At 69.3% G+C, this 17146-nt stretch carries 18 protein-coding genes and 2 pseudogenes; 12 read left to right on the forward strand and 8 right to left on the reverse strand.

Annotation, left to right across the window (positions count from 1 at the left end; all coding sequences use genetic code 11):
* Nucleotides 1-19: 19 nt before the first annotated feature.
* Nucleotides 20-1357, forward strand: coding sequence for a PLP-dependent aminotransferase family protein (locus ABZ642_RS14750; protein ID WP_360482645.1), 1338 nt, complete (start codon nt 20-22; stop codon nt 1355-1357).
* A gap of 150 nt (nt 1358-1507) precedes the next feature.
* On the opposite strand, the gene ABZ642_RS14755 is transcribed toward ABZ642_RS14750, so the two are convergent.
* Nucleotides 1508-1822, reverse strand: a complete 315-nt coding sequence (locus ABZ642_RS14755; RefSeq protein WP_360482648.1) for a hypothetical protein — start codon at nt 1820-1822, stop codon at nt 1508-1510.
* A 393-nt stretch (nt 1823-2215) separates the two neighbouring features.
* Here ABZ642_RS14755 and ABZ642_RS14760 point away from each other — a divergent pair, with 393 nt between their 5' ends.
* The 4 genes from ABZ642_RS14760 to ABZ642_RS14775 are packed head-to-tail and all read left to right on the forward strand — an operon-like array spanning nt 2216 to nt 5107.
* Entirely contained in the window at nt 2216-3025 is an 810-nt protein-coding gene (locus ABZ642_RS14760) for an alpha/beta hydrolase (RefSeq protein WP_360482651.1), read from the forward strand.
* Nucleotides 3025-4299 carry a SpoIIE family protein phosphatase gene (locus tag ABZ642_RS14765; protein WP_360483439.1) on the forward strand — a complete coding sequence of 425 codons (1275 nt, stop codon included), beginning with the start codon at nt 3025-3027 and terminating at the stop codon, nt 4297-4299. Before ABZ642_RS14760 ends, ABZ642_RS14765 begins: the two co-directional genes overlap by 1 nt.
* On the forward strand, nt 4296-4655 hold the full coding sequence (locus tag ABZ642_RS14770) for an STAS domain-containing protein (RefSeq protein WP_360482653.1): 360 nt from the start codon (nt 4296-4298) through the stop codon (nt 4653-4655). Before ABZ642_RS14765 ends, ABZ642_RS14770 begins: the two co-directional genes overlap by 4 nt.
* Before the next feature lie 53 nt (nt 4656-4708).
* The gene (locus ABZ642_RS14775; RefSeq protein WP_360482656.1) at nt 4709-5107 is read left to right on the forward strand and encodes an EF-Tu/IF-2/RF-3 family GTPase; all 399 of its coding nucleotides are present in this window, start codon (nt 4709-4711) and stop codon (nt 5105-5107) included.
* A gap of 45 nt (nt 5108-5152) precedes the next feature.
* Here ABZ642_RS14775 and ABZ642_RS14780 read toward each other — a convergent pair whose 3' ends face one another.
* On the reverse strand, nt 5153-5599 hold the full coding sequence (locus ABZ642_RS14780) for a hypothetical protein (protein ID WP_360483442.1): 447 nt from the start codon (nt 5597-5599) through the stop codon (nt 5153-5155).
* 325 nt (nt 5600-5924) lie between these two features.
* Here ABZ642_RS14780 and ABZ642_RS14785 point away from each other — a divergent pair, with 325 nt between their 5' ends.
* Both ABZ642_RS14785 and ABZ642_RS14790 read left to right on the forward strand, forming a co-directional pair.
* Nucleotides 5925-6077 (forward strand): hypothetical protein, encoded by a 153-nt coding sequence (locus ABZ642_RS14785; RefSeq protein ID WP_360482659.1) that lies wholly within the window; start codon nt 5925-5927, stop codon nt 6075-6077.
* A 409-nt stretch (nt 6078-6486) separates the two neighbouring features.
* Nucleotides 6487-8499 (forward strand): NAD-binding lipoprotein, encoded by a 2013-nt coding sequence (locus ABZ642_RS14790; RefSeq protein WP_360482662.1) that lies wholly within the window; start codon nt 6487-6489, stop codon nt 8497-8499.
* 354 nt (nt 8500-8853) lie between these two features.
* Here the strand turns inward: ABZ642_RS14790 and ABZ642_RS14795 are convergent, their stop codons facing one another.
* On the reverse strand, nt 8854-9747 hold the full coding sequence (locus ABZ642_RS14795; protein WP_360482665.1) for a LysR family transcriptional regulator: 894 nt from the start codon (nt 9745-9747) through the stop codon (nt 8854-8856).
* Between the two features lie 439 nt (nt 9748-10186).
* Here ABZ642_RS14795 and ABZ642_RS14800 point away from each other — a divergent pair, with 439 nt between their 5' ends.
* Nucleotides 10187-10693: a hypothetical protein gene (locus ABZ642_RS14800; protein ID WP_360482668.1), complete on the forward strand. Its 507-nt coding sequence runs from the start codon at nt 10187-10189 to the stop codon at nt 10691-10693.
* 82 nt (nt 10694-10775) lie between these two features.
* Here the strand turns inward: ABZ642_RS14800 and ABZ642_RS14805 are convergent, their stop codons facing one another.
* The 3 genes and pseudogenes from ABZ642_RS14805 to ABZ642_RS14815 form a co-directional block, all read right to left on the reverse strand.
* A complete protein-coding gene (locus ABZ642_RS14805; protein WP_360483445.1) occupies nt 10776-11519 on the reverse strand; it encodes a methyltransferase domain-containing protein in 744 nt (247 codons plus the stop codon).
* Nucleotides 11520-11528: 9 nt separating this feature from the next.
* A pseudogene (locus tag ABZ642_RS14810) lies at nt 11529-11873 on the reverse strand (transposase); the annotation flags it as partial.
* Between the two features lie 3 nt (nt 11874-11876).
* Nucleotides 11877-12716 (reverse strand): carbon-nitrogen hydrolase family protein, encoded by an 840-nt coding sequence (locus tag ABZ642_RS14815; RefSeq protein WP_360482671.1) that lies wholly within the window; start codon nt 12714-12716, stop codon nt 11877-11879.
* A 104-nt stretch (nt 12717-12820) separates the two neighbouring features.
* Here ABZ642_RS14815 and ABZ642_RS14820 point away from each other — a divergent pair, with 104 nt between their 5' ends.
* Nucleotides 12821-13564, forward strand: coding sequence for an aminoglycoside phosphotransferase family protein (locus tag ABZ642_RS14820; RefSeq protein ID WP_360482674.1), 744 nt, complete (start codon nt 12821-12823; stop codon nt 13562-13564).
* 438 nt (nt 13565-14002) lie between these two features.
* Here ABZ642_RS14820 and ABZ642_RS14825 read toward each other — a convergent pair whose 3' ends face one another.
* Nucleotides 14003-14449 carry a DUF1772 domain-containing protein gene (locus ABZ642_RS14825; protein WP_360482677.1) on the reverse strand — a complete coding sequence of 149 codons (447 nt, stop codon included), beginning with the start codon at nt 14447-14449 and terminating at the stop codon, nt 14003-14005.
* A gap of 90 nt (nt 14450-14539) precedes the next feature.
* Between ABZ642_RS14825 and ABZ642_RS14830 the strand changes: the two are divergent.
* The 3 genes and pseudogenes from ABZ642_RS14830 to ABZ642_RS14840 form a co-directional block, all read left to right on the forward strand.
* Nucleotides 14540-14617, forward strand: a pseudogene (locus tag ABZ642_RS14830) (TetR family transcriptional regulator); the annotation flags it as partial.
* 91 nt (nt 14618-14708) lie between these two features.
* On the forward strand, nt 14709-15245 hold the full coding sequence (locus tag ABZ642_RS14835; RefSeq protein ID WP_360482680.1) for a DUF4240 domain-containing protein: 537 nt from the start codon (nt 14709-14711) through the stop codon (nt 15243-15245).
* 200 nt (nt 15246-15445) lie between these two features.
* Nucleotides 15446-15985 carry a hypothetical protein gene (locus ABZ642_RS14840; protein WP_360482683.1) on the forward strand — a complete coding sequence of 180 codons (540 nt, stop codon included), beginning with the start codon at nt 15446-15448 and terminating at the stop codon, nt 15983-15985.
* Between the two features lie 118 nt (nt 15986-16103).
* Here the strand turns inward: ABZ642_RS14840 and ABZ642_RS14845 are convergent, their stop codons facing one another.
* On the reverse strand, nt 16104-17033 hold the full coding sequence (locus ABZ642_RS14845; RefSeq protein WP_360482686.1) for an ADP-ribosylglycohydrolase family protein: 930 nt from the start codon (nt 17031-17033) through the stop codon (nt 16104-16106).
* Between the last annotated feature and the right edge of the window lie 113 nt (nt 17034-17146).

Raw genomic sequence — 17146 nt, forward strand, 5'->3', positions numbered from 1 at the left:
CATGCGTACAATCCGAAACATGGCAGCCTCGCGGTACAAGACACTGGTCGACGCGCTAGCGTCCGACATCCGGAGCGGGCGGCTCGCCGCCGGCGTACGGCTGCCGACGCACCGCGGGCTCGCCGCCCGTGAGGGCATCGCCGTGGTGACCGCGACCCGGGTGTACGCCGAGCTGGAGACGATGGGCTTGGTGAGCCGCGAACAGGGCCGGGGCACGTTCGTGCGTGAGATCGCGGTTCCCGCCGGCCACGGCATCGACCAGCAGGTCGTCGCGACGGATGCGGTCGACCTGAACTTCAACTATCCGTCGCTGCCCGGGCAGGCCGATCTCCTTCGGCAGGCCCTGCGGGAGGTGGCCACCTCCGGTGATATCGACTCGCTGCTGCGCTACCAACCACATCGAGGGCGCCCGCAGGACAGAGCCTCGATGGCACGGCACCTGAGGCGTCGGGGAATCACCATCGACGCGGATCGGATCCTCATCGCCAACGGTGCTCAGCACGGCCTGGCCATCACCGTCATGGCCGCGCTCAACGCCGGCGACGTCGTCGCGGTCGACGCGCTCACCTACCCGGGTTTCAAGGTGCTCGCGCATGCCTTCCATCTGGACCTGGAACCCATCCCCGCAACCGCCGACGGACCGAACCTCGACGCCCTCGAGAAGCTGTGCGCGACCCGCCCCGTACGCGCGATCTACACCATGCCCACCTTGCACAACCCGCTGGGCTGGGTCATGTCGGCAGCCGACCGGACCCGCCTGGTCAAGATCGCTCGACAGCACGGTCCCCTCATCATCGAAGACGCCTCCTACGCCTACCTGGTCGAGGACCCTCCACCGCCTCTGGCCGCGACCGCGCCGGACATCACCGTCTACGTCTCGGGACTGTCCAAGAGTGTCGCCACCGGCCTCCGGGTCGGCTTCGTCGTCGCACCGCCGTCCGCGGTGCCGTCGCTCGAACGCGCGATTCGGGCGACCACCTGGAACACCCCGGCCCTCACCACCGCGATCGCCTGCCGTTGGCTCGACGACGGGACGGTGGACCACTTGGAGGCGCGGAAACGCGAGGACGCCAAGGCACGCCAAGCACTCGCCGGACAGGAGCTGGCGGGACTGCCGCTCATCAGCCACCCCTCGTCCTACTTCACGTGGCTGCCGCTGCCCGACGACGCACGCGCCGATCGCCTGACCGCCACCCTCGCGCGTCAGCACATCTCGGTCACCACGGCGGAGCCGTTCACCACCTCGATCCACACACCGCAGGCGATCCGCCTCGCCCTGGGCTCGACCGATCTGGACAGTCTCCGGTCGACGCTGCGCACGGTGCGACGAGTCGTCGTCGAGGACGCCTACGCCTGAACGCCCGTCGAGCAGCCGATTCCTCCCCGCACCGGCGTCTGCCCACGAGAGGTCGTCAACGCCGGAGGACTGCGGAAACCTCGTGGCGGATCTTCCGCAGGGGCCGGTGCAGCCCCGCGTGGATCAACAGCACGGCACAGCATCGGCTTCTCAGCCGAATCGCACACTGTTGGGCCTGAAGACCCCCCAGCTCACTCCGGTGCGTGCTGGTACGTATTCGGCGGTGCCACTGCAAGCAAGGCCGGTGTACACGGTGGCACCGGTGTCCGTCTGGTTGTCGACGCTGACAGCCGGCTTGTTGAAGCCGAAGCACGGGCCGTTGGGCGGATTGAAGATCACGCTGGGCACCCCGTCGGTGCCGCTGTAGTCGAATCTCCCGGTCGCGGCCTGGGACGACGTCGGCAGCGCCACCAGCAGCAAAGCGGATGCGGTCAAGGTGCCCAGAACAGTGGGAAGTCGGCGCATGCGCACTCCTTGTTTTCGTGTCTCCGACCAGCTGTTGTGCAACCGGTATGAGTCTGTCCGGCCGTGTCCTTCCGCGGCTGGAGGGAGGGGCAGCGCACAGGCGTGATCGCGGGGGCGTGCAGAAGGCCCGGCACGGCGGGGCGGTGGATGGGCTTGGAGGAGACGCGGCCGTCCGCAGACCTCGACCGTCCGTTCTGGCGTCGCGGCACCCCGGACAGGGAACAGCGCCCGAGGATCCCCGCGACACATATCGCGCGGGTTCGTTCTGCTCACCCGCTCGGCTGCGGAGGAGTTGATCTACAGGTGAGGCCGACTCTTGCTCCGGGAACCGCTCGCTTGCCAGATGCATGATCGCGCGGAGGGCCGGGGCGAGGGTCTGGGAGCATGTGTCGTATGGACGTGCGGAGCAGGAACCATGTGACGGTCACCGGGCGAGCTGGTGGGCCGGTGGTGATGCTGGCGCACGGGTTCGGGTGCGACCAGAACATGTGGCGCCTGGTGGTGCCCGCGCTGGAGCGCGACTTCACCGTGGTCCTCTTCGATCATGTGGGCTCGGGGAACTCCCAGCTGTCGGCGTGGAGCCGGGAACGCTACGCGTCGCTGGACGGATACGCCGACGACGTGCTGGAACTGTGCCGGGAGCTGGCGCTGGGCCCCGTCACGTTCGTGGGGCACTCGGTGAGCGCGATGATGGGCGTGCTGGCTGCCGCGAGGGAGCCCGAGGCGTTTGCCGGACTGGTACTGCTCGCCCCCTCGCCCTCCTTCATCGACGACCCGGACACCGGGTACCGGGGCGGGTTCAGCGCCGAGGACATCGACGAGCTGCTGGAGTCCCTGGACGCGAACTACCTGGGATGGTCGGGCGCCATGGCCCCGGTGATCATGGGCAACCCGGAGCGGCCGGAGCTGGGTGAGGAGCTGACCAACAGCTTCTGCCGTACCGACCCCGCGATCGCCCGGGTCTTCGCGCGGGTGACGTTCCTGTCCGACAACCGCGCCGATCTCGCGGCGGTGCGGGTGCCCACGCTCATTGCACAGTGTTCCCGTGATGCGATCGCCCCGCCGGAGGTGGGCGCGTTCGTGCACGCGCGGATCCAGGGAAGCAAGCTGGTCACACTGAACGCGACAGGACACTGCCCGCAGCTCGCCGCGCCGGAGGAGACCGCCGCGGCGATCGCCGCGTTCGCGGGGGCCGCCGGATGATGTGCGAGACCGGCGACCAGGACCAGGAGGAATGCGGAAGACCGGGCGAGGACCGGGGACCGGCGGACCCACAGGCGCAGTTCTCCTCGCTGCTGGAGGACAGCGCCGAAGACCTCTACGAGCACGCGCCGTGCGGCTACCTGTCCACCCTGCTGGACGGACGGATCGCGAAGGTCAACGCCACGCTGCTGGACTGGCTCGGCTACGAACGCGACGACCTGGTGGGCGCCAAGCATTTCTCCGACCTGCTGACCGTCGGCGGCCGGCTCTACCACGAGACCCACTTCGCCCCTCTGCTGCAGATGCAGGGCGAGATCAGAGGCATCGCCCTGGAGCTGAAGGCCGCCGACGGCTCCCGCCTGCCGGTCATGGTCACCTCGATGGTGAAGACGGGCAGCGCCGGACAGCCGCTGCTGATCCGCACCACCGTCTTCGACGCCCGCGAGCGCCGCGCGTACGAGACCGAGCTGCTGCGCGCCCGCAACGAGGCCGACCAGGAACGCGACCGCCTCAAGCTCCTGAACACCACCCTGCAGAAGACCCTGCTGCCGCCGGCGCTGGCGAACGTACCCGGCCTCGACGTGTCCGCCTACTACCACATCGCCTCTGCCGACGAGGTCGGCGGCGACTTCTACGACCTGTTCCCCCTGGCCACCGGTACCTGGGGGCTGTTCCTGGGCGACGTGTGCGGCAAGGGCGCCGCTGCCGCGGCCGTCACCTCCCTGGCCCGCTACACCCTGCGCGCCGCCGCCGTCTACGACCCCGACCCGGCCGCCGTCCTGATCAACCTCAACACGGTGCTGAACCACGAGTACAACGGCGACGACCCCCGGTTCTGCACCGTCGTCTTCGGCCTGCTCACCCCGGATCACGACCGGGGCGGGTTCCGTGTCACCCTGGCCAGCGGCGGACATCCCCCGGCCCTGCTGATGCGCGCGGACGGCAGTGCCGACTTCCTGGACACCCCCGGCGGGCAGCTCATCGGCGTCCTGCCGGACGTCCACATCGCCATCACTACCGTCCACCTCGCGCCCGGCGACACCCTGCTGCTGCACACCGACGGCCTGACCGAAGCACACACCCCCACCGGCGGGGAGGACCGCTACGGCGACGACGCCCTGCTCGACTTCGGCCGCGACCTGGCCCCTGCCACCGCGTCGGACACGATCGGCGCGGTCCGCGACCTGCTCGACACCTTCGGCACCGGCATCGACGATGACGTCGCCGTCCTGGCCGTCCACGTGCCCCGACCCACCAGTGAAGAGCAGCAGTGACTCCTCATCTGAGCCTCCACACCCGCGCCACCGCCGCCGGAGCGGTGCTCGAACTCGCCGGAGACCTGGACCACCACACCGCACCCGAAGTCCGTGCCGCCCTGCCCGGACTCGCACTGCGGCCGGGCCAGCAACTCGTCCTCGACCTCTCGGGCATCACGTTCTGCGACTCCAGCGGCATCACCGTGCTGATCGCCGCGCGCAACCACGCCCTGGCGGCCGACGCCGCCATCGCGCTGGCCGCGGTCCCCGACCGTGTCAGCCGAGTCTTCCGCATCGTCGGCCTGGAACAGGTCTTCCCCACCCACCCCACCGCTCAGGCCGCCGAAGTCTCCTGGCGGCCCACACCGAGCTGACCTCCCACGACGGTGCGCGTCCGATTGTGGCTGGTCGTTGGGAGGGAGTGCTGATGGATGCACCGGGCAAGCCGTTCCTGATGCATATCGAGGATGTCCTCTGCCGGGACCAGGGCAGGGTGGTCATGCTGTCCGGCCGGATCGAGCGAGGACGGGTTCGCAAGGGTGACGAGGTGGAGATCGTCGGCTTCGGTGGCGAGGCGACCGTCACCGTCAGGGACATCGAGGCTTGCCGTGGGTACGTCGACGAGGCGAGCGCAGGCATGAACGTGGGCTTGTTGCTGCGTGGGGTGGCGGCCGACACGGTTGAGCGGGGACAGGTGCTCGCGGCACCTGGCTCAATCAGCGGACACGTCAGTTTCGCAGCGGACCTCACCTTGTTGTCCGCGAGCCAGGGAGCCGCTGAAGTGCGCTGGCCGAGGGCTGCGCCGCCGAGCGCCATCGACGGCTGACCCGCCGGCTCCACGCCGTCTCGCGCGTGAGCCCCGCCGTGGGACTCAGTAGACCGTGACGTCCCAGTGGTTGCCCTCGTCGCAGTAGAGGTTGCCGGATGCGGCCTGCCACTGCGGATAGCCGTCACCGCGGTAGCCGATGTAGGTGAAGCTGTTGTGCACATAGCCGTCCAGGCAGGAGTTGTGCGCCAGATCGACCTTGTAGCCGTTGTAGTGGCTGTAGGTGCCGGAGGCGTGGCCGACCTCCGTGCCACCGGTGATGTTGACGGCACAGCCGCTGGCCCGCTTCAGCGTGATCATGGCGTCGACCGTGCCGGAGTTGATCTGGTCGAACGACGTACACGTCGAGTTGGAGCGAGTGGTGCAATTGCCGCTGGAGCTCCAGGTGATGCCCGCGGCGGAGAGCTTCGCGGCCGCGGCCGACTGGGTCATCTTGGTGCCGCTGGCCTGAGCGGTCGGAGCCGCCACGGCGAGAGCGGCCGCCGTGAGCAGAGCGGGGACGGCGAGCCGGCGAGGACGGATGGGCACGGAGCCTCCTGCGGTGGGGGAGAGGCGGGACCTGCTGACCTGGCGCCCCCACGGTAGCGGGAATCGACGGTGGGACAAGTACGCATCGTCGACCCGCTCATGGATCGGACGCCGTCCGTGCGGGGGCGCGCGGGCGGATGCGCGGGGGCACGGTCACCACATGGCTACGACGTGAAGGTGGAGGCGGCCCGGACCGTCGCGCCGTTCTGGTCATTGCCGCACGCGCATCTGGTTCGGCGGCCGGCCCGACGCGCTCGCGCTCACTCAACTCAGCGCGCACGTGGAGACGTTGGGCGATCACGAGCAACTGGCCTGGAGAGTGGGGGAGTTGCTGACCGCCGGACAGCGGGAGACGCTGGATTTCGGCATCCGGTACGAGCGCATGACGGTCGGCTGCTGGGAGTGGGTGCGCGCCAGGGACGAACGCACGACGGAGCGTTGACCGGGGCGGACGCCGTCTCGGTCGTGTGCCTGGCCTACGCCCCGATCGCCGTCACCGAGCTGTGGCCCTACGCCGTGCCCCGGCCCTCGGCGAGTGGCACCCGGGCCCACCGTGTGTTCGGCGTGGCCTTCGCGCTGCGGTGTACGCCTCGGTGGCCGGCGACGCGCTCGATCTCGCCCGCACCGCGCCTGAGGACGCCTTCAGCGACGCGGCGTTCTGGATCCTGCTCGCCACCATCCTGGTGGGCACCGTGCTGAGCGTGCCCCTCGGAATCCCGGCCGCCCCGCCCGGGTTTGAGCCGCCCGACGCTGCCCGAAAGTGTGAAAGTCCCGGTCGGACGGCATGTCGCGGTGTCCTGGCCCGGCACGCTTCGACTCCCGGAGGCGTGCGTGGAGATCAGGAGGCTGATGTGGACCGAGGGCAGGAGCGGACTCCGTTACGGTACCGGGCGCGTTACCTGTTCGACAGGACACTCGCCCGCAGCACGGGGACCCTGCTCGGCTGGCTCGCCGTCTGCTGCCTGGCCGTCGTCGTCCCGGTCAGCACCCTGCTGGTGTGGACCGATCCCGACGCGCCGCACTCCTTCTCCGGCCGCCTCGCCCAGGTGTGGCGCACCAGCGCGGAGACCCTGCGGCTCGGCGCGGTGACGGGCGCGCCGGCGCGGATGCTGCTGTCCGTCCTGCTCGGCCTGATCGCTCTGTTGTGCGTGTCCACCGTCGTCGGAGTCGTCACCACGGGCCTCGGCGAACAGCTCACCGAGTTGCGGCGCGGCCGCTCCCGGGTGCTGGAGCGCGACCATGACGTGGTCGTCGGCTGGAACGATCAGATCGTCACCGTGATCCGCGAACTGATCGCCGGACGGGCCGGCGGCGGACGGCAGGTGATCACCGTGCTCGCCGACCGGGACCCGGCCCAGACGGCGACGGCGCTCACGTCCGCCCTGGGCGTCACCGAGGGCGTCCGGCTGGTCTGCCGCAGCGGCACGCTCACCGACCCCGATGACCTGGCACTGGTCACACCGGCCGCGGCCAGGGCGGTGGTGGTGCTGCCCGCCGAGGACGCCGACGGCGATCTGAGGACCGTACGGACCCTGCTGGCGCTGCGCACCCTGCTGGCCGACGGGTCCGGGCCGAGGGTGGTGGCGGCGGTGCACGACGGCCGCTATCTGTCCGCCGCGCGGCTGGCCGCCGGGCCCCGTGGCACGGTCCTCGAAACCGACCGGACCGCCGCACGACTGCTCGTCCAGTCCGCGCGGCGCCCGGGGATGCCGTCGGTCCTGCGTGACCTCCTCGACTTCTCCGGGGCCGAGTTCCATGTGACCGACGTGCCGGAGGCGGTCGGACTGTCCTTCGAGGAGGTCGCCCTCCGCCTCGACACCTCCTGCGCCGTCGGACTGCTGCGGCGGGACGGCCGGCCCCTGCTCACCCCGGCGCCCCGAACCGTCGTGGAACCGGGCGACCGGCTCGTCACCGTCGCCCACGACGACCGGCCCGCCCCGCTCCTGGACCGCTGGGCAGCGGTCGACACGATGGCCGTCGCACCGCCCGGGCCCGTGCCCGAACCACCCTCCCGGCTCCTGCTGTTGGGCTGGAACCGCCGCGCACCGATGATCGTGGACGCCCTGTGTCGAACCGCCCGTCCGGGCTCGTCGCTCGACGTCGTCACGGACCCGGGTACCGAGCTCGAACTCGTCCTCGCGCGGCAGGGAACCCCCGGCCCCGACGCCGCCGCTCCGGCGCTCGCCGTCACGCACCACACCCGCGACCTGGCCGCTCCCGAAGCCCTGCACGGCCTCGAACTGTCCGCATACGACAGCGTGATCGCCCTCGGCACCGACCACGGGACCGCTCCCGAGGGCTCCGACGCCCCGACCCTGCTGGCGCTGCTGACCCTGCGGTCGTGGGAGGAGCGGACGGGCCGGGTGCTGCCGGTGGTGGCGGAGATGCACGACCGCCGCAGTGGCACGGTCGCCCCGCTCGGTCACGCCTCAGACGTCGTCGTCCGGGGGGAACTCACCGCCCTGGTCATGGCCCAGATCGCGCACGACCCCGAACTCGCCGCCGTGTTCGAGGAGATCTTCACGGTACGCGGCGGAGCGCTCGCCCTGCGCACGGCCGACCACTACGTACTGCCGGGTTGCGAGGCCGCGTTCGCCACGGTGGTCGCGGCGGCACTGGAACGCGGCGAGTGCGCGATCGGCTATCACGCGCACATTCCGCGGGCGGACCGCCGGTACGGAGCCGTCCGGCTGTCTCCGGGCAAGTCCGAACGGCGTGTGTGGCACGCCGAGGACGAGGTGCTGGTGCTGACGGCGGGGCCGGGCTGCCCCGGCGGCGCCGACCCCGAGCGGCGGGTCGTGCCCGGTCCGAGACCGCAGCGGTCCGAGTCCGGCGGACCGGGCGAGGAAGCGGGCCTGCGCTGACCACCGGGCCGGGTTCTCCCGGCCCAGCCACCCCCGCCAGGTCTCCGGTTGCAGCCGATCAGGACCTCACGAGTGCCGGAGCGCCGCAACGACCGGCGCAGCGCAACGGGCCGCCTACGCGTTGGACAGGCGGGCCGACGACGACTTCCGCCACCTGCCGACGCCCGGTTGACCGTACGCGCGAATCCGCGCAGCTCCGCATGTCCGCGATGCACTCCGTACGTTCCCTTGTGCGCGCGGACCTCGCGGATCCCCGTGACCAGGGCGTCGTCCCCAGCCTGGCGCTCTGCGCGGGGCTTCGTACTGGCGGGATCGCCTCGCCCTGCCCGCTCTCTGAAAGCTCCGAGGTGATGGTCAGCCCCGCCAGATGAGGAATTCGTGGGCTATCGCGATCAGGGCGCGTGCTGCGGCGCTGGACGTGCGCTCGGAGGGAGCGGCCAGGGAGAACGGCCAGTCCAGGTTGACGTCGTCGACGGTCAACGTGGCGACGTCCACGGCCTCGGCGAGGGCGGGCCGTGGCAGTAGCGCCACGCCCAGACCGTTGCGGACGTAGGCCACGCCGGTGGGGAGGTCGGTGATCTCGAGGGCCACGCGACGGGTCACGGAGGCAGTGGCGAAGGCCTGATCGGCGACGGTCCGGATGCCGTAACTCACGGGGAAGTCGACGAAGTCCAGGCCCGCCAGTTCGGCGATCGGCACGGTACGGCGATTCGCGAGCGGATGACCGGCCGGCACGACGAGGTCGAGCACCGAGGTGGCGAGGTCGGTCAGTGTGACGCCTGTCGGGGGCGGTCCGGGCAGGGAGACGAAGGCGAGGTCGAGCCGCCGTTCGAGGAGGGCGTCGACCAGGCCCTGGGAGCCGGAGGCGGCGGCGCTGGTCTGCAGGAGCACGCCGGGATGACGCCGATGGAACTCACCGAGGAGCGCGGGAAAGTCGATCAGCCCGACCGTGGTCATCGTGCCCAGCCGCAGGGTGCCGCGCAGCCCTCCGCGGACCTCGGCCACCGCGTCGACGGCCTCCCGGGCGGCGTCGAGGGCGGCAAGGGCGCGCGGGAGCAGGGCGGCACCGGCATCAGTGAGCTGGACGCGCTTGGTAGTACGTTCCAGCAGCGGCGTGCCCAGTTCCCGCTCGAGGTTCTTGATCGTGGCGGAGACCGCGGACTGGACGACGTGCAGCCGTGCGGCGGCACGGGTGAAGTTCGCTTCCTCGGCGACGGTGACGAAGTGTTCGAGTTGGCGCAGTTCCACCCTCCCAGTGTCCTCCAGGGCCCCCGATCCATCTCTCGGCGAGATCAGTTCAGTCACCGACTTTCGTTGGACAGCGACCGTTGCGGTCAACGATCCTTTTTATCGGAGGAGCTGCTCGAAGCAGGAGCCGGCTCATCACGGGAGGCCGCGATCAATGCTCCGGTAATTCTCCCGCAATCCGGGTGAATGCTTCGCTGGTGAAGAGTGCGAAATTCGATGGTGCAGAGTGTGAAATGTTGTTCTGACCTGTCGGCGAATGCCGACCCCTCGGGCGTCGGCTGGAACTGAACGGATTCCCATTCATTTCTGCCTGGATACCGAGGAGACGTGTTCCGTTATCAGGGAACAGTGGCGCCGTACTGGTGAATGCCAAGGGACATCCAGACATCCCGAACTCGGAAACATCCCGAAACAATCTAGGAACGAGGAGACAACTGCCATGACCACACCGAGCAAGCCCACTGGCGGGTCTGAGAACCAGGCGCCCCACCTGGACTACTACCCGGAGTGGCTCGACAATCTCGCCGACGACGTCATCCTCCAGGGCAACTTTGCCAACGGTGAGGTTCTCGGCAAGGAAAAGGTAGGGAAGCTGCTGGGCTTCGCGCGAAGCAACTACGCCTTCCAGGACTTCCGCTTCTTCGGCAAACGCGGCGAGCTCTTCCTGGAAGACTACCGCTCCACCATCCGTGGTACCGAGATCTACCGCCCGGGCGGAATCGAGATCTACAACTTCGTCGTCGTATATTTCAACGAGGCGGGCGAGACCAGTCAGCTCGTCATGAACCACCGGCCGCAGTCAGCCGCCCTGCTGTTCTCGTCCTTGCTGGCGAAGCACTTCGGTGACGAGTTCGGCCCGGACCTCTTCTACGACGGCGATGTCAGCGATCGGCTGCTCGATCACGACCTGTCCCGCGGTCAATGGCCGTCGTCGTCGCCTCGTTGACCATCGACGGTATTCGTCAGCCGACCGGCTAACACAATGAGGTGGCCCGCCGGTGGTGACGTTTCCGGCCTCCTGGCACAGGTCAGGTGTCCGACACCAGTAGCCGATAGCCGACGTCGATGGTGTCGAGTGCGACCACGTCGGCGTGACGGTGGTGCCAACGGCCAGTCGCGAGGTCATCGGCGAGCGTTGCCAGGCCGGGAGCGAGGACGTCTTCTCCGGTCTGGGCGAGCATGGAGATTCCGGCACGCACCTGTGGGTCGAGGTAGGCGTGGGGGCGGCGCCAGTATGCTGCGCCGAACCCGTCCGTGCAGTCGTGCGGGACATGGACGGGCTCCTGATGTGCCCCGCCGAGCAGAGTGACCAGCCGGTCGATCGGGACGGCGCGGCTGTCGTCGAAGGCGGCGGCCTGTGGGAGGTACTCGCGCACGAGCCAGAACTGCTCGCGGAAGATCTGCTGGTCCCAGGTCAGGATGACGATACGGCGGCGCGCGACCCGTCGGAGTTCGGCAATGCCGGCCGCAAGGTCACTCCAGTGTTGGACGGTCAGCAGCGCCATGACGGCGTCGGCGGCGTTGTCACACAGCGGAAGATGCTCGGCGAGGGCATGCACGGCGGGCGCGGACCGGGGTGGGCGCTGGGCGACCATGATCCGGCTGGGCTCGACGGCGAGTGCCGTCTGTGGTGGCTCGTAGGATCCGGTGCCCGCTCCTACGTTGATCACATCCGCGGCGTTGTCGAGCGCGGCGTGAATCTGCGCGGCGATTCGCGGATCTGGCTGCCGGGTCCGGCCGTACGTCTCGCCGAGCGTGTCATAGAGGGCCATGCCCCTCAGTATGCGAAGAAGCCAGGCGAAAGTGCGCTCGGCCACCCACCGGTGAGTACCTGGCCCACTGCCGTGCCGGGTGCCACGGCGGGCGATGGCCGACACGATGCCGCGGGTACGGACCTGGCCGCGGAAGAGGGCGTGGTCGTAACCGCGGTCGGTGAACAGCGAGTCGGGCCTGCGGCTCGGTCGGTCGACACGGTCGCGGACCGGCGGGACCGCGTAGAGGAGCGGTACGAGCTGGGTGACGTCGTCGCGGTTGCCGCCAGTCAGCAGGACTGTGAGCGGGGTGCCGTGCTCGCCCGTGATCAAGTGATGCTTCGAGCCGTCCTGGCCCCGGTCGCAACGTGTCGGCTGTCAGAAGCTGTTCAGATCTGCACTCCGCGGATCGGAGACGCGGCGGGTGCGGTAGATGTCGCCCTGCCGGGCGCCGGCTCGCCAGGGGCGGGCCTTGTTGAGGGCGATGTCGAACTCAGGCGCGTGGCGATCCAACTCGCCAATGATCAACTCGGTCGCGGCGTCAGCCCGTACCAGGACGGTCCCGTCCGGTCCGATCAGCTCGGAGTTGAGCAGATCGGTCGTCTGCGCCGGTGTGGCCATCGCCAGCCAGTAGTTGTTGATCGCGGCATGCGCCCGGGCCTTGACCTCGAAGATCGAGTCGACCGGATAGGCCGACAGCAGCAGACAGTCGACCCCGAGGCGTTCGTACTCCTCAAACAGATTCGGGAAGTTGATCTCGATGCATATGGCGCAGCCGAATGTGAAGCCGTCGACGGAGAAGGTGGTCGGCGTGAACCCAGGGGTGTAGTAGCCGAGGATCTCGGTGTGGGAGCAGTAGCGCTTGTCGTAGCGGTCCACCACCCGTCCGTCGTCAGCGATCACGTACAGGCTGTTGTGCGGGCGATGCGGCGTGGTGAGCCGGTGGGCGCTGCCCAGTACCACCCACAGCCGCAACTCGGCTGCGAGCGCGGCCACCTGACGGAGCTCGTCCTCGACCACAGGCCAATCCATCTGGTCCCAGCTGCGGATCTGCTCCTTCGCATAGCCCGACAGGCAGCCTTCAGGAAACTGGATCAGGCGGGCGCCCGCCCCGGCGGCTTCACGCATGAGCCGCCGGACCGTCGGGCCGTTCTGGCGGGCATCGTGACTGATCATCATCTGGGCTATCGCAATGCGGAGCGAGGACTGAGAGGCCACGGACCCACCCTAGATGCGACAGTGCCACCCTCCGCCACAAGCTCGACCAGATCCGACCTACGGGAAATCGCTTAGGACTCCCATCCCCGGGATACTGGTCGCTCATGGATGAGGTCAAAGTCGTCGTCGCCCATTCCGAGCGCGCGACTCTGCGCGTCGGCGATGTGTTCCTGAAGGTGGACGCCGATCAGGCACGCATCGACGCCGAGGTCGAGGCGATGGCCCTCGCGCCGGTCCCGACCCCGGAGGTCCTGTGGCGCAAGCCGCCCGTGCTCGCGATCGCCGCGGTCCCGGGGACGGCACTCGGCTGCCTCGGCGAGCCGTCGACCGCGTCCCCGGCGGCGTGGGCCGCGGCGGGTGCCGCCATCCGGAAGTTGCACGACGCGCCGTTGCCGCCCTGGCCCGGCCGGGGAAAGGGCGTCGACGAGTTGGCGGCGGATCTCGACGGCGAGTGCGAGCGGCTCGTGACGAACGGCGTCCTGCCCGCCGACCTGGTCACCCGCAACCGCCAGGTCGCCGAGGCCGCGCTCCGGCCGTGGACTCCGATGTTCACGCACGGCGACCTGCAGATCACTCACATGTTCGTCGACGGTGACGAGATCACTGGCATCATCGACTGGTCCGAGGCGGGCCCGGGTGATGCCCTGTACGACCTTGCCACCCTCACGCTCGGACATGAGGAGCACCTCGGTGACGTCGTCGCCGGCTATGGCGCCGACGTCGACCTCGACGTGATCCGCGCGTGGTGGTCGTTGCGAAGCCTGCTGGTGATTCGCTGGCTGGGCGAGCACGGCTTCGACCCGTTCGCGGCGGGCTGTGAGGTCGACGTGCTGAGATCCCGGATGTGAGGCTGCGCGGGCCCGCTGCCATGAGTGCGTGCTGGCACATCGAGCAGGCCATCTCCTGGGGTGCATCGCCTGGCCTTACTGCCGACAAAGTGCGGTGCGGAGTCGTCGCCGGCGAATGACGGCGCGGCCGAGGGTGACGAACGCGTGGTGGATGTCGTCGCGGATCTCCCGGCGGTTGCCGCCGATGGTGATCGCGGCGACCGGGATGCCGTGCGCCGCGACGATGAGAACGAATCCCGGTGTACACCGGTGTACAACACGAACAGGATCCCGAACTAGGGCCAAGCGCCGCGCAGTTCATCGAGGGGCATAGCTCGTCGGGATCGCGGTAGTGGGCTCTCAGCGGCAACTGCGTTCCCGGATGTAGGGGTTTCGGCGGCCCGCTGCGCCCCGGGGAGTGGGGGTTGTGCGCCACCGGCGTGGTGTCGGCCCGCGGGCTCAGACGAGGGCGGCGACCAGCAGGGCGAATGCGGCGATGATGACGGCGACGCGGACGTAGTGGAAGCGGTCCCAGCGGTTCGTCTGCTCCTTCCAGTCCTCGGGCCGGTTCTCGGGGGTCCACGTCTTGCCCCGGTTGTTGATCGGGACGAGCAGCAGGAGCGACATGATCACGCTCAAGATCAGCAACCCAGCGGCGGTGACGACGAGGCCGGCGCCGTGGTGGTGCCATCCGGCGATGGCCCAGACCGCGCTCAGGGCGAGCGAGCCGATGTACCAGAACGGCATCACGGCGCCGAGCATCCGGGCCCCGTGGGCGCGGCCGCGCAGGCCACTGTCGCCGGGAAGCCCGTTGAGGATCGGGTTGATGACGAAGGCGACGGAGAACTCCACCCCCACCATCAGGCCGACGACCACGATGGTGAAGACCTCGAGTGCGTTGAGCATGATGACCCTCTCAGGACCTAGCGCTGCTAGATGACGAGTCAACGCTAGCTCTGCTGGCGCTCGCTTGTCTAGCGGCGCTAGCAAAGAATCGTGTCGGTACAGGAACGCAAGCAGCGCGAACGGGCGGACCGCGAGCGCCTCATCGTGGCGACGGGCCGCGAACTCGCGGCGCCGATCGAGGAGGCGGGGAGGACGGCAGCGTGACCTCAACCGTCGAGGGCAGCTGCGTTGTCAGTACCAGGTGGCATGCTCTGCCGCCATGACCAAGCAGCAGTTCTGGGAGCTCATCGCGGCAGCCCGCAACCAGGCGAACGACCCACACGAAAGCGAAACGGTCGCTCGCGCGGCAACCTCGCTGCTGGCCGCCCGGCCGGTCGAGGAGATCGTCGCCGCTCAGCAGGTGTTGTGGGACCTGATGGCTGAGTCCTACACCAACCCTCTGTGGGCCGCTGCCTACGTCATCAACGGCGGATGCTCAGACGACGGCTTCGACTACTTCAGGGGCTGGCTGATCGCTCAGGGGCGTGAGGTCTTCGAGCGCGCCGTCGCTGATCCTGATGCCCTCGCCGAACTGCCCGTCGTGCAAGCCTCCGCGGCCGACGGCGTCGACCTGGAGGGTGAAGACGTACTGGGCATCGCCTGGGACGCACACGTCGCGGCGACCGGTGATCAGCTTCCTGCAGACGCATTCACCATCCGCTACCCGCAGCTGGACCCTGCCTGGGCCTTTGACTTCGATGACTCGGACGAGATGGATCGCCGACTGCCCCGTCTGACTGCTCTCTACCTGGACTGAAACGCGGCCGGTGCGTTGCGAGTTGGCATCATGAGGTGTCTGCGGGCGGCGTCGGCTCCGGCAGTACTACGAGCGGAAGCGTGACCACCTTTTTGGCTTTACTGCGATCACGGTCATGCTCATCTGCCTCTGCCTCTGCCTCTGCCTCTGCCTCTGCCTCTGACGTCTGGGTGTCAGCGTCGGCCGGTAGCGTCTGCCAGATGACCGACGACGCCGTCATCTGGAACCGGCTTGCCGCCTTGCTGCCGGAGGCCGAAGCTCAGGAAGTCAAAGACTGCTGGGACATCGGAGAGCAGGAGGCGGGACTTGGCATGCTTGTCTCCGGCATCCTTGGCCACCAGGTGCCGATCAGTGACACGGTCCGGGCCCAGATCTCCGTACTCGCGGAGACCTGGGGCGAGCGGGAGGCCCTCACATCCCGCATCCTGCAGTGCCGTGATGAAGGCGAAGCGGGCCCCCTGAAACTGGTCGAAGGCGACGGAAGCATTGTCCCCGAGCAAATAGCTGGGGCCGAACAGGACCTGGCCGGTGTCGTCCTCGTCCCCTGGATCGTCTGCGCGAGATGCGGCCAGGTCCTGATGCGCGCCCATGTCCGGGAAACCTGGGGAGATCTCTCCTACCTGGCGCGGCACTACGTCATCACAACGCCGAACCGGGCCACAGTCTCGCGGCTGTTCCCTGCGGACTCCGCCGGCGCGGCCTTCGTTTCCCTCCAGCGTGCGTGCTCGGACGCATCATGAGAAACGACGAGCCGGAGGGCCGGGCCACCATGCGCGTCCAGACCGGCGAGGGCCGCGTCAGCCCTTGCGCGGCGCAATCACCCTCGGCCGCGCACTGATCTGCGGGAGACGCCCGGACTCATCCCGGTAGAGGTTCTTGCTCCGACTCGACCGGTGGCAGCGGTTCACGAGCTGCGTGCCAGGCAGCGGGGAGGGCGGCGACGCCCGTGCGGGCGGCGATCACCCCGCCCGCGATGGCACAGGTGGTGTCGATGTCACCGCGCCCGGCGACCGTGAGCCACAGGCCCTCGTGCAGGTCGTCGAGGTGCCCCGCCGCGCACCACAGGGCGTAGGGGACGGTGTCAGGCCCGGACATCCTGTAGCCGGAGCCCAGGACCTCCGCGGCGTGCCGAACCGAAGTGTGCTCCGGCATCCGGGCCGCGATCCGCACCCCCGACCGGACGTCGCTGTCCGGGAGTCGTTCGGCGACTGACTGAAGGAAGTCCGGGCGTGCCGGGGCAGGCCCGCCCCGGCTGCGTGTTGCCAGCGCTGCGGCGAGGGCGACCGCCACTGCCGCGGTGATCGCCTCCGGGTGGTGGTGCGAGACCGCGCCCTGGCAGGCGGCCTGCTCGGCGACGACGTCGAGGTCGACGGCGTGCCAGGCGCCGAGTGGGGCGGCGCGCATGGCCGCGCCGTTGCCCCAGGAGCCCTGGCCGCCGAACTGTCCGGCGACCACCTCCCGCCAGGGCTCGCCCGCACCGATCCGACGGAGCACTTCATGCATCGAGGCTCCGTAGCCGCGGTGGGTGTCCTCGGCGTAGGCCGTCGCGAGGCCCAGGGCGAGGCGGTCCTGGTCCACGGTGCCGCCCCCCTCGGCGAGTTCGCGGGCGAGCACAAGCGCCTGGACGGTGTCGTCACTCCACTGCCACAGCGGCTCCGGGGGCAGTGTCCGCGCCTCCAGGGCCGCCGAACCGTCCCGGCGCAGGATGCCGAACCAGCGGTCACCGAAGGCGTCGCCGAAGGCAAGTCCCTGCAACGAATCCAGCGCAGCTGTGGGAATGTTGATCATCGGAGCAGTATCACAGCGTGACGGCGCTCCGGTACACCGTCTTCGGCGCGGACATGCCTCTGATCCGGACATGGCGCCGGACGATCGCAGTTACCGCCACGACAAGGTAGCGG

The organism is Streptomyces sp. NPDC007157 (assembly GCF_040634235.1).
In the GTDB taxonomy this organism is placed as follows: domain Bacteria; phylum Actinomycetota; class Actinomycetes; order Streptomycetales; family Streptomycetaceae; genus Streptomyces.

Excerpts from the sequence above, each read along its gene's own strand:
- ABZ642_RS14750 (WP_360482645.1), top strand. The coding sequence starts at position 20 with ATGGCAGCCTCGCGGTACAAGACACTGGTCGACGCGCTAGCGTCCGAC.
- ABZ642_RS14755 (WP_360482648.1), bottom strand. The coding sequence starts at position 1,822 with ATGCGCCGACTTCCCACTGTTCTGGGCACCTTGACCGCATCCGCTTTG.
- ABZ642_RS14760 (WP_360482651.1), top strand. The coding sequence starts at position 2,216 with ATGGACGTGCGGAGCAGGAACCATGTGACGGTCACCGGGCGAGCTGGT.
- ABZ642_RS14765 (WP_360483439.1), top strand. The coding sequence starts at position 3,025 with ATGTGCGAGACCGGCGACCAGGACCAGGAGGAATGCGGAAGACCGGGC.
- ABZ642_RS14775 (WP_360482656.1), top strand. The coding sequence starts at position 4,709 with ATGGATGCACCGGGCAAGCCGTTCCTGATGCATATCGAGGATGTCCTC.
- ABZ642_RS14800 (WP_360482668.1), top strand. The coding sequence starts at position 10,187 with ATGACCACACCGAGCAAGCCCACTGGCGGGTCTGAGAACCAGGCGCCC.
- ABZ642_RS14805 (WP_360483445.1), bottom strand. The coding sequence starts at position 11,519 with ATGGCCCTCTATGACACGCTCGGCGAGACGTACGGCCGGACCCGGCAG.
- ABZ642_RS14820 (WP_360482674.1), top strand. The coding sequence starts at position 12,821 with ATGGATGAGGTCAAAGTCGTCGTCGCCCATTCCGAGCGCGCGACTCTG.
- ABZ642_RS14825 (WP_360482677.1), bottom strand. The coding sequence starts at position 14,449 with ATGCTCAACGCACTCGAGGTCTTCACCATCGTGGTCGTCGGCCTGATG.
- ABZ642_RS14835 (WP_360482680.1), top strand. The coding sequence starts at position 14,709 with ATGACCAAGCAGCAGTTCTGGGAGCTCATCGCGGCAGCCCGCAACCAG.
- ABZ642_RS14840 (WP_360482683.1), top strand. The coding sequence starts at position 15,446 with ATGACCGACGACGCCGTCATCTGGAACCGGCTTGCCGCCTTGCTGCCG.
- ABZ642_RS14845 (WP_360482686.1), bottom strand. The coding sequence starts at position 17,033 with ATGATCAACATTCCCACAGCTGCGCTGGATTCGTTGCAGGGACTTGCC.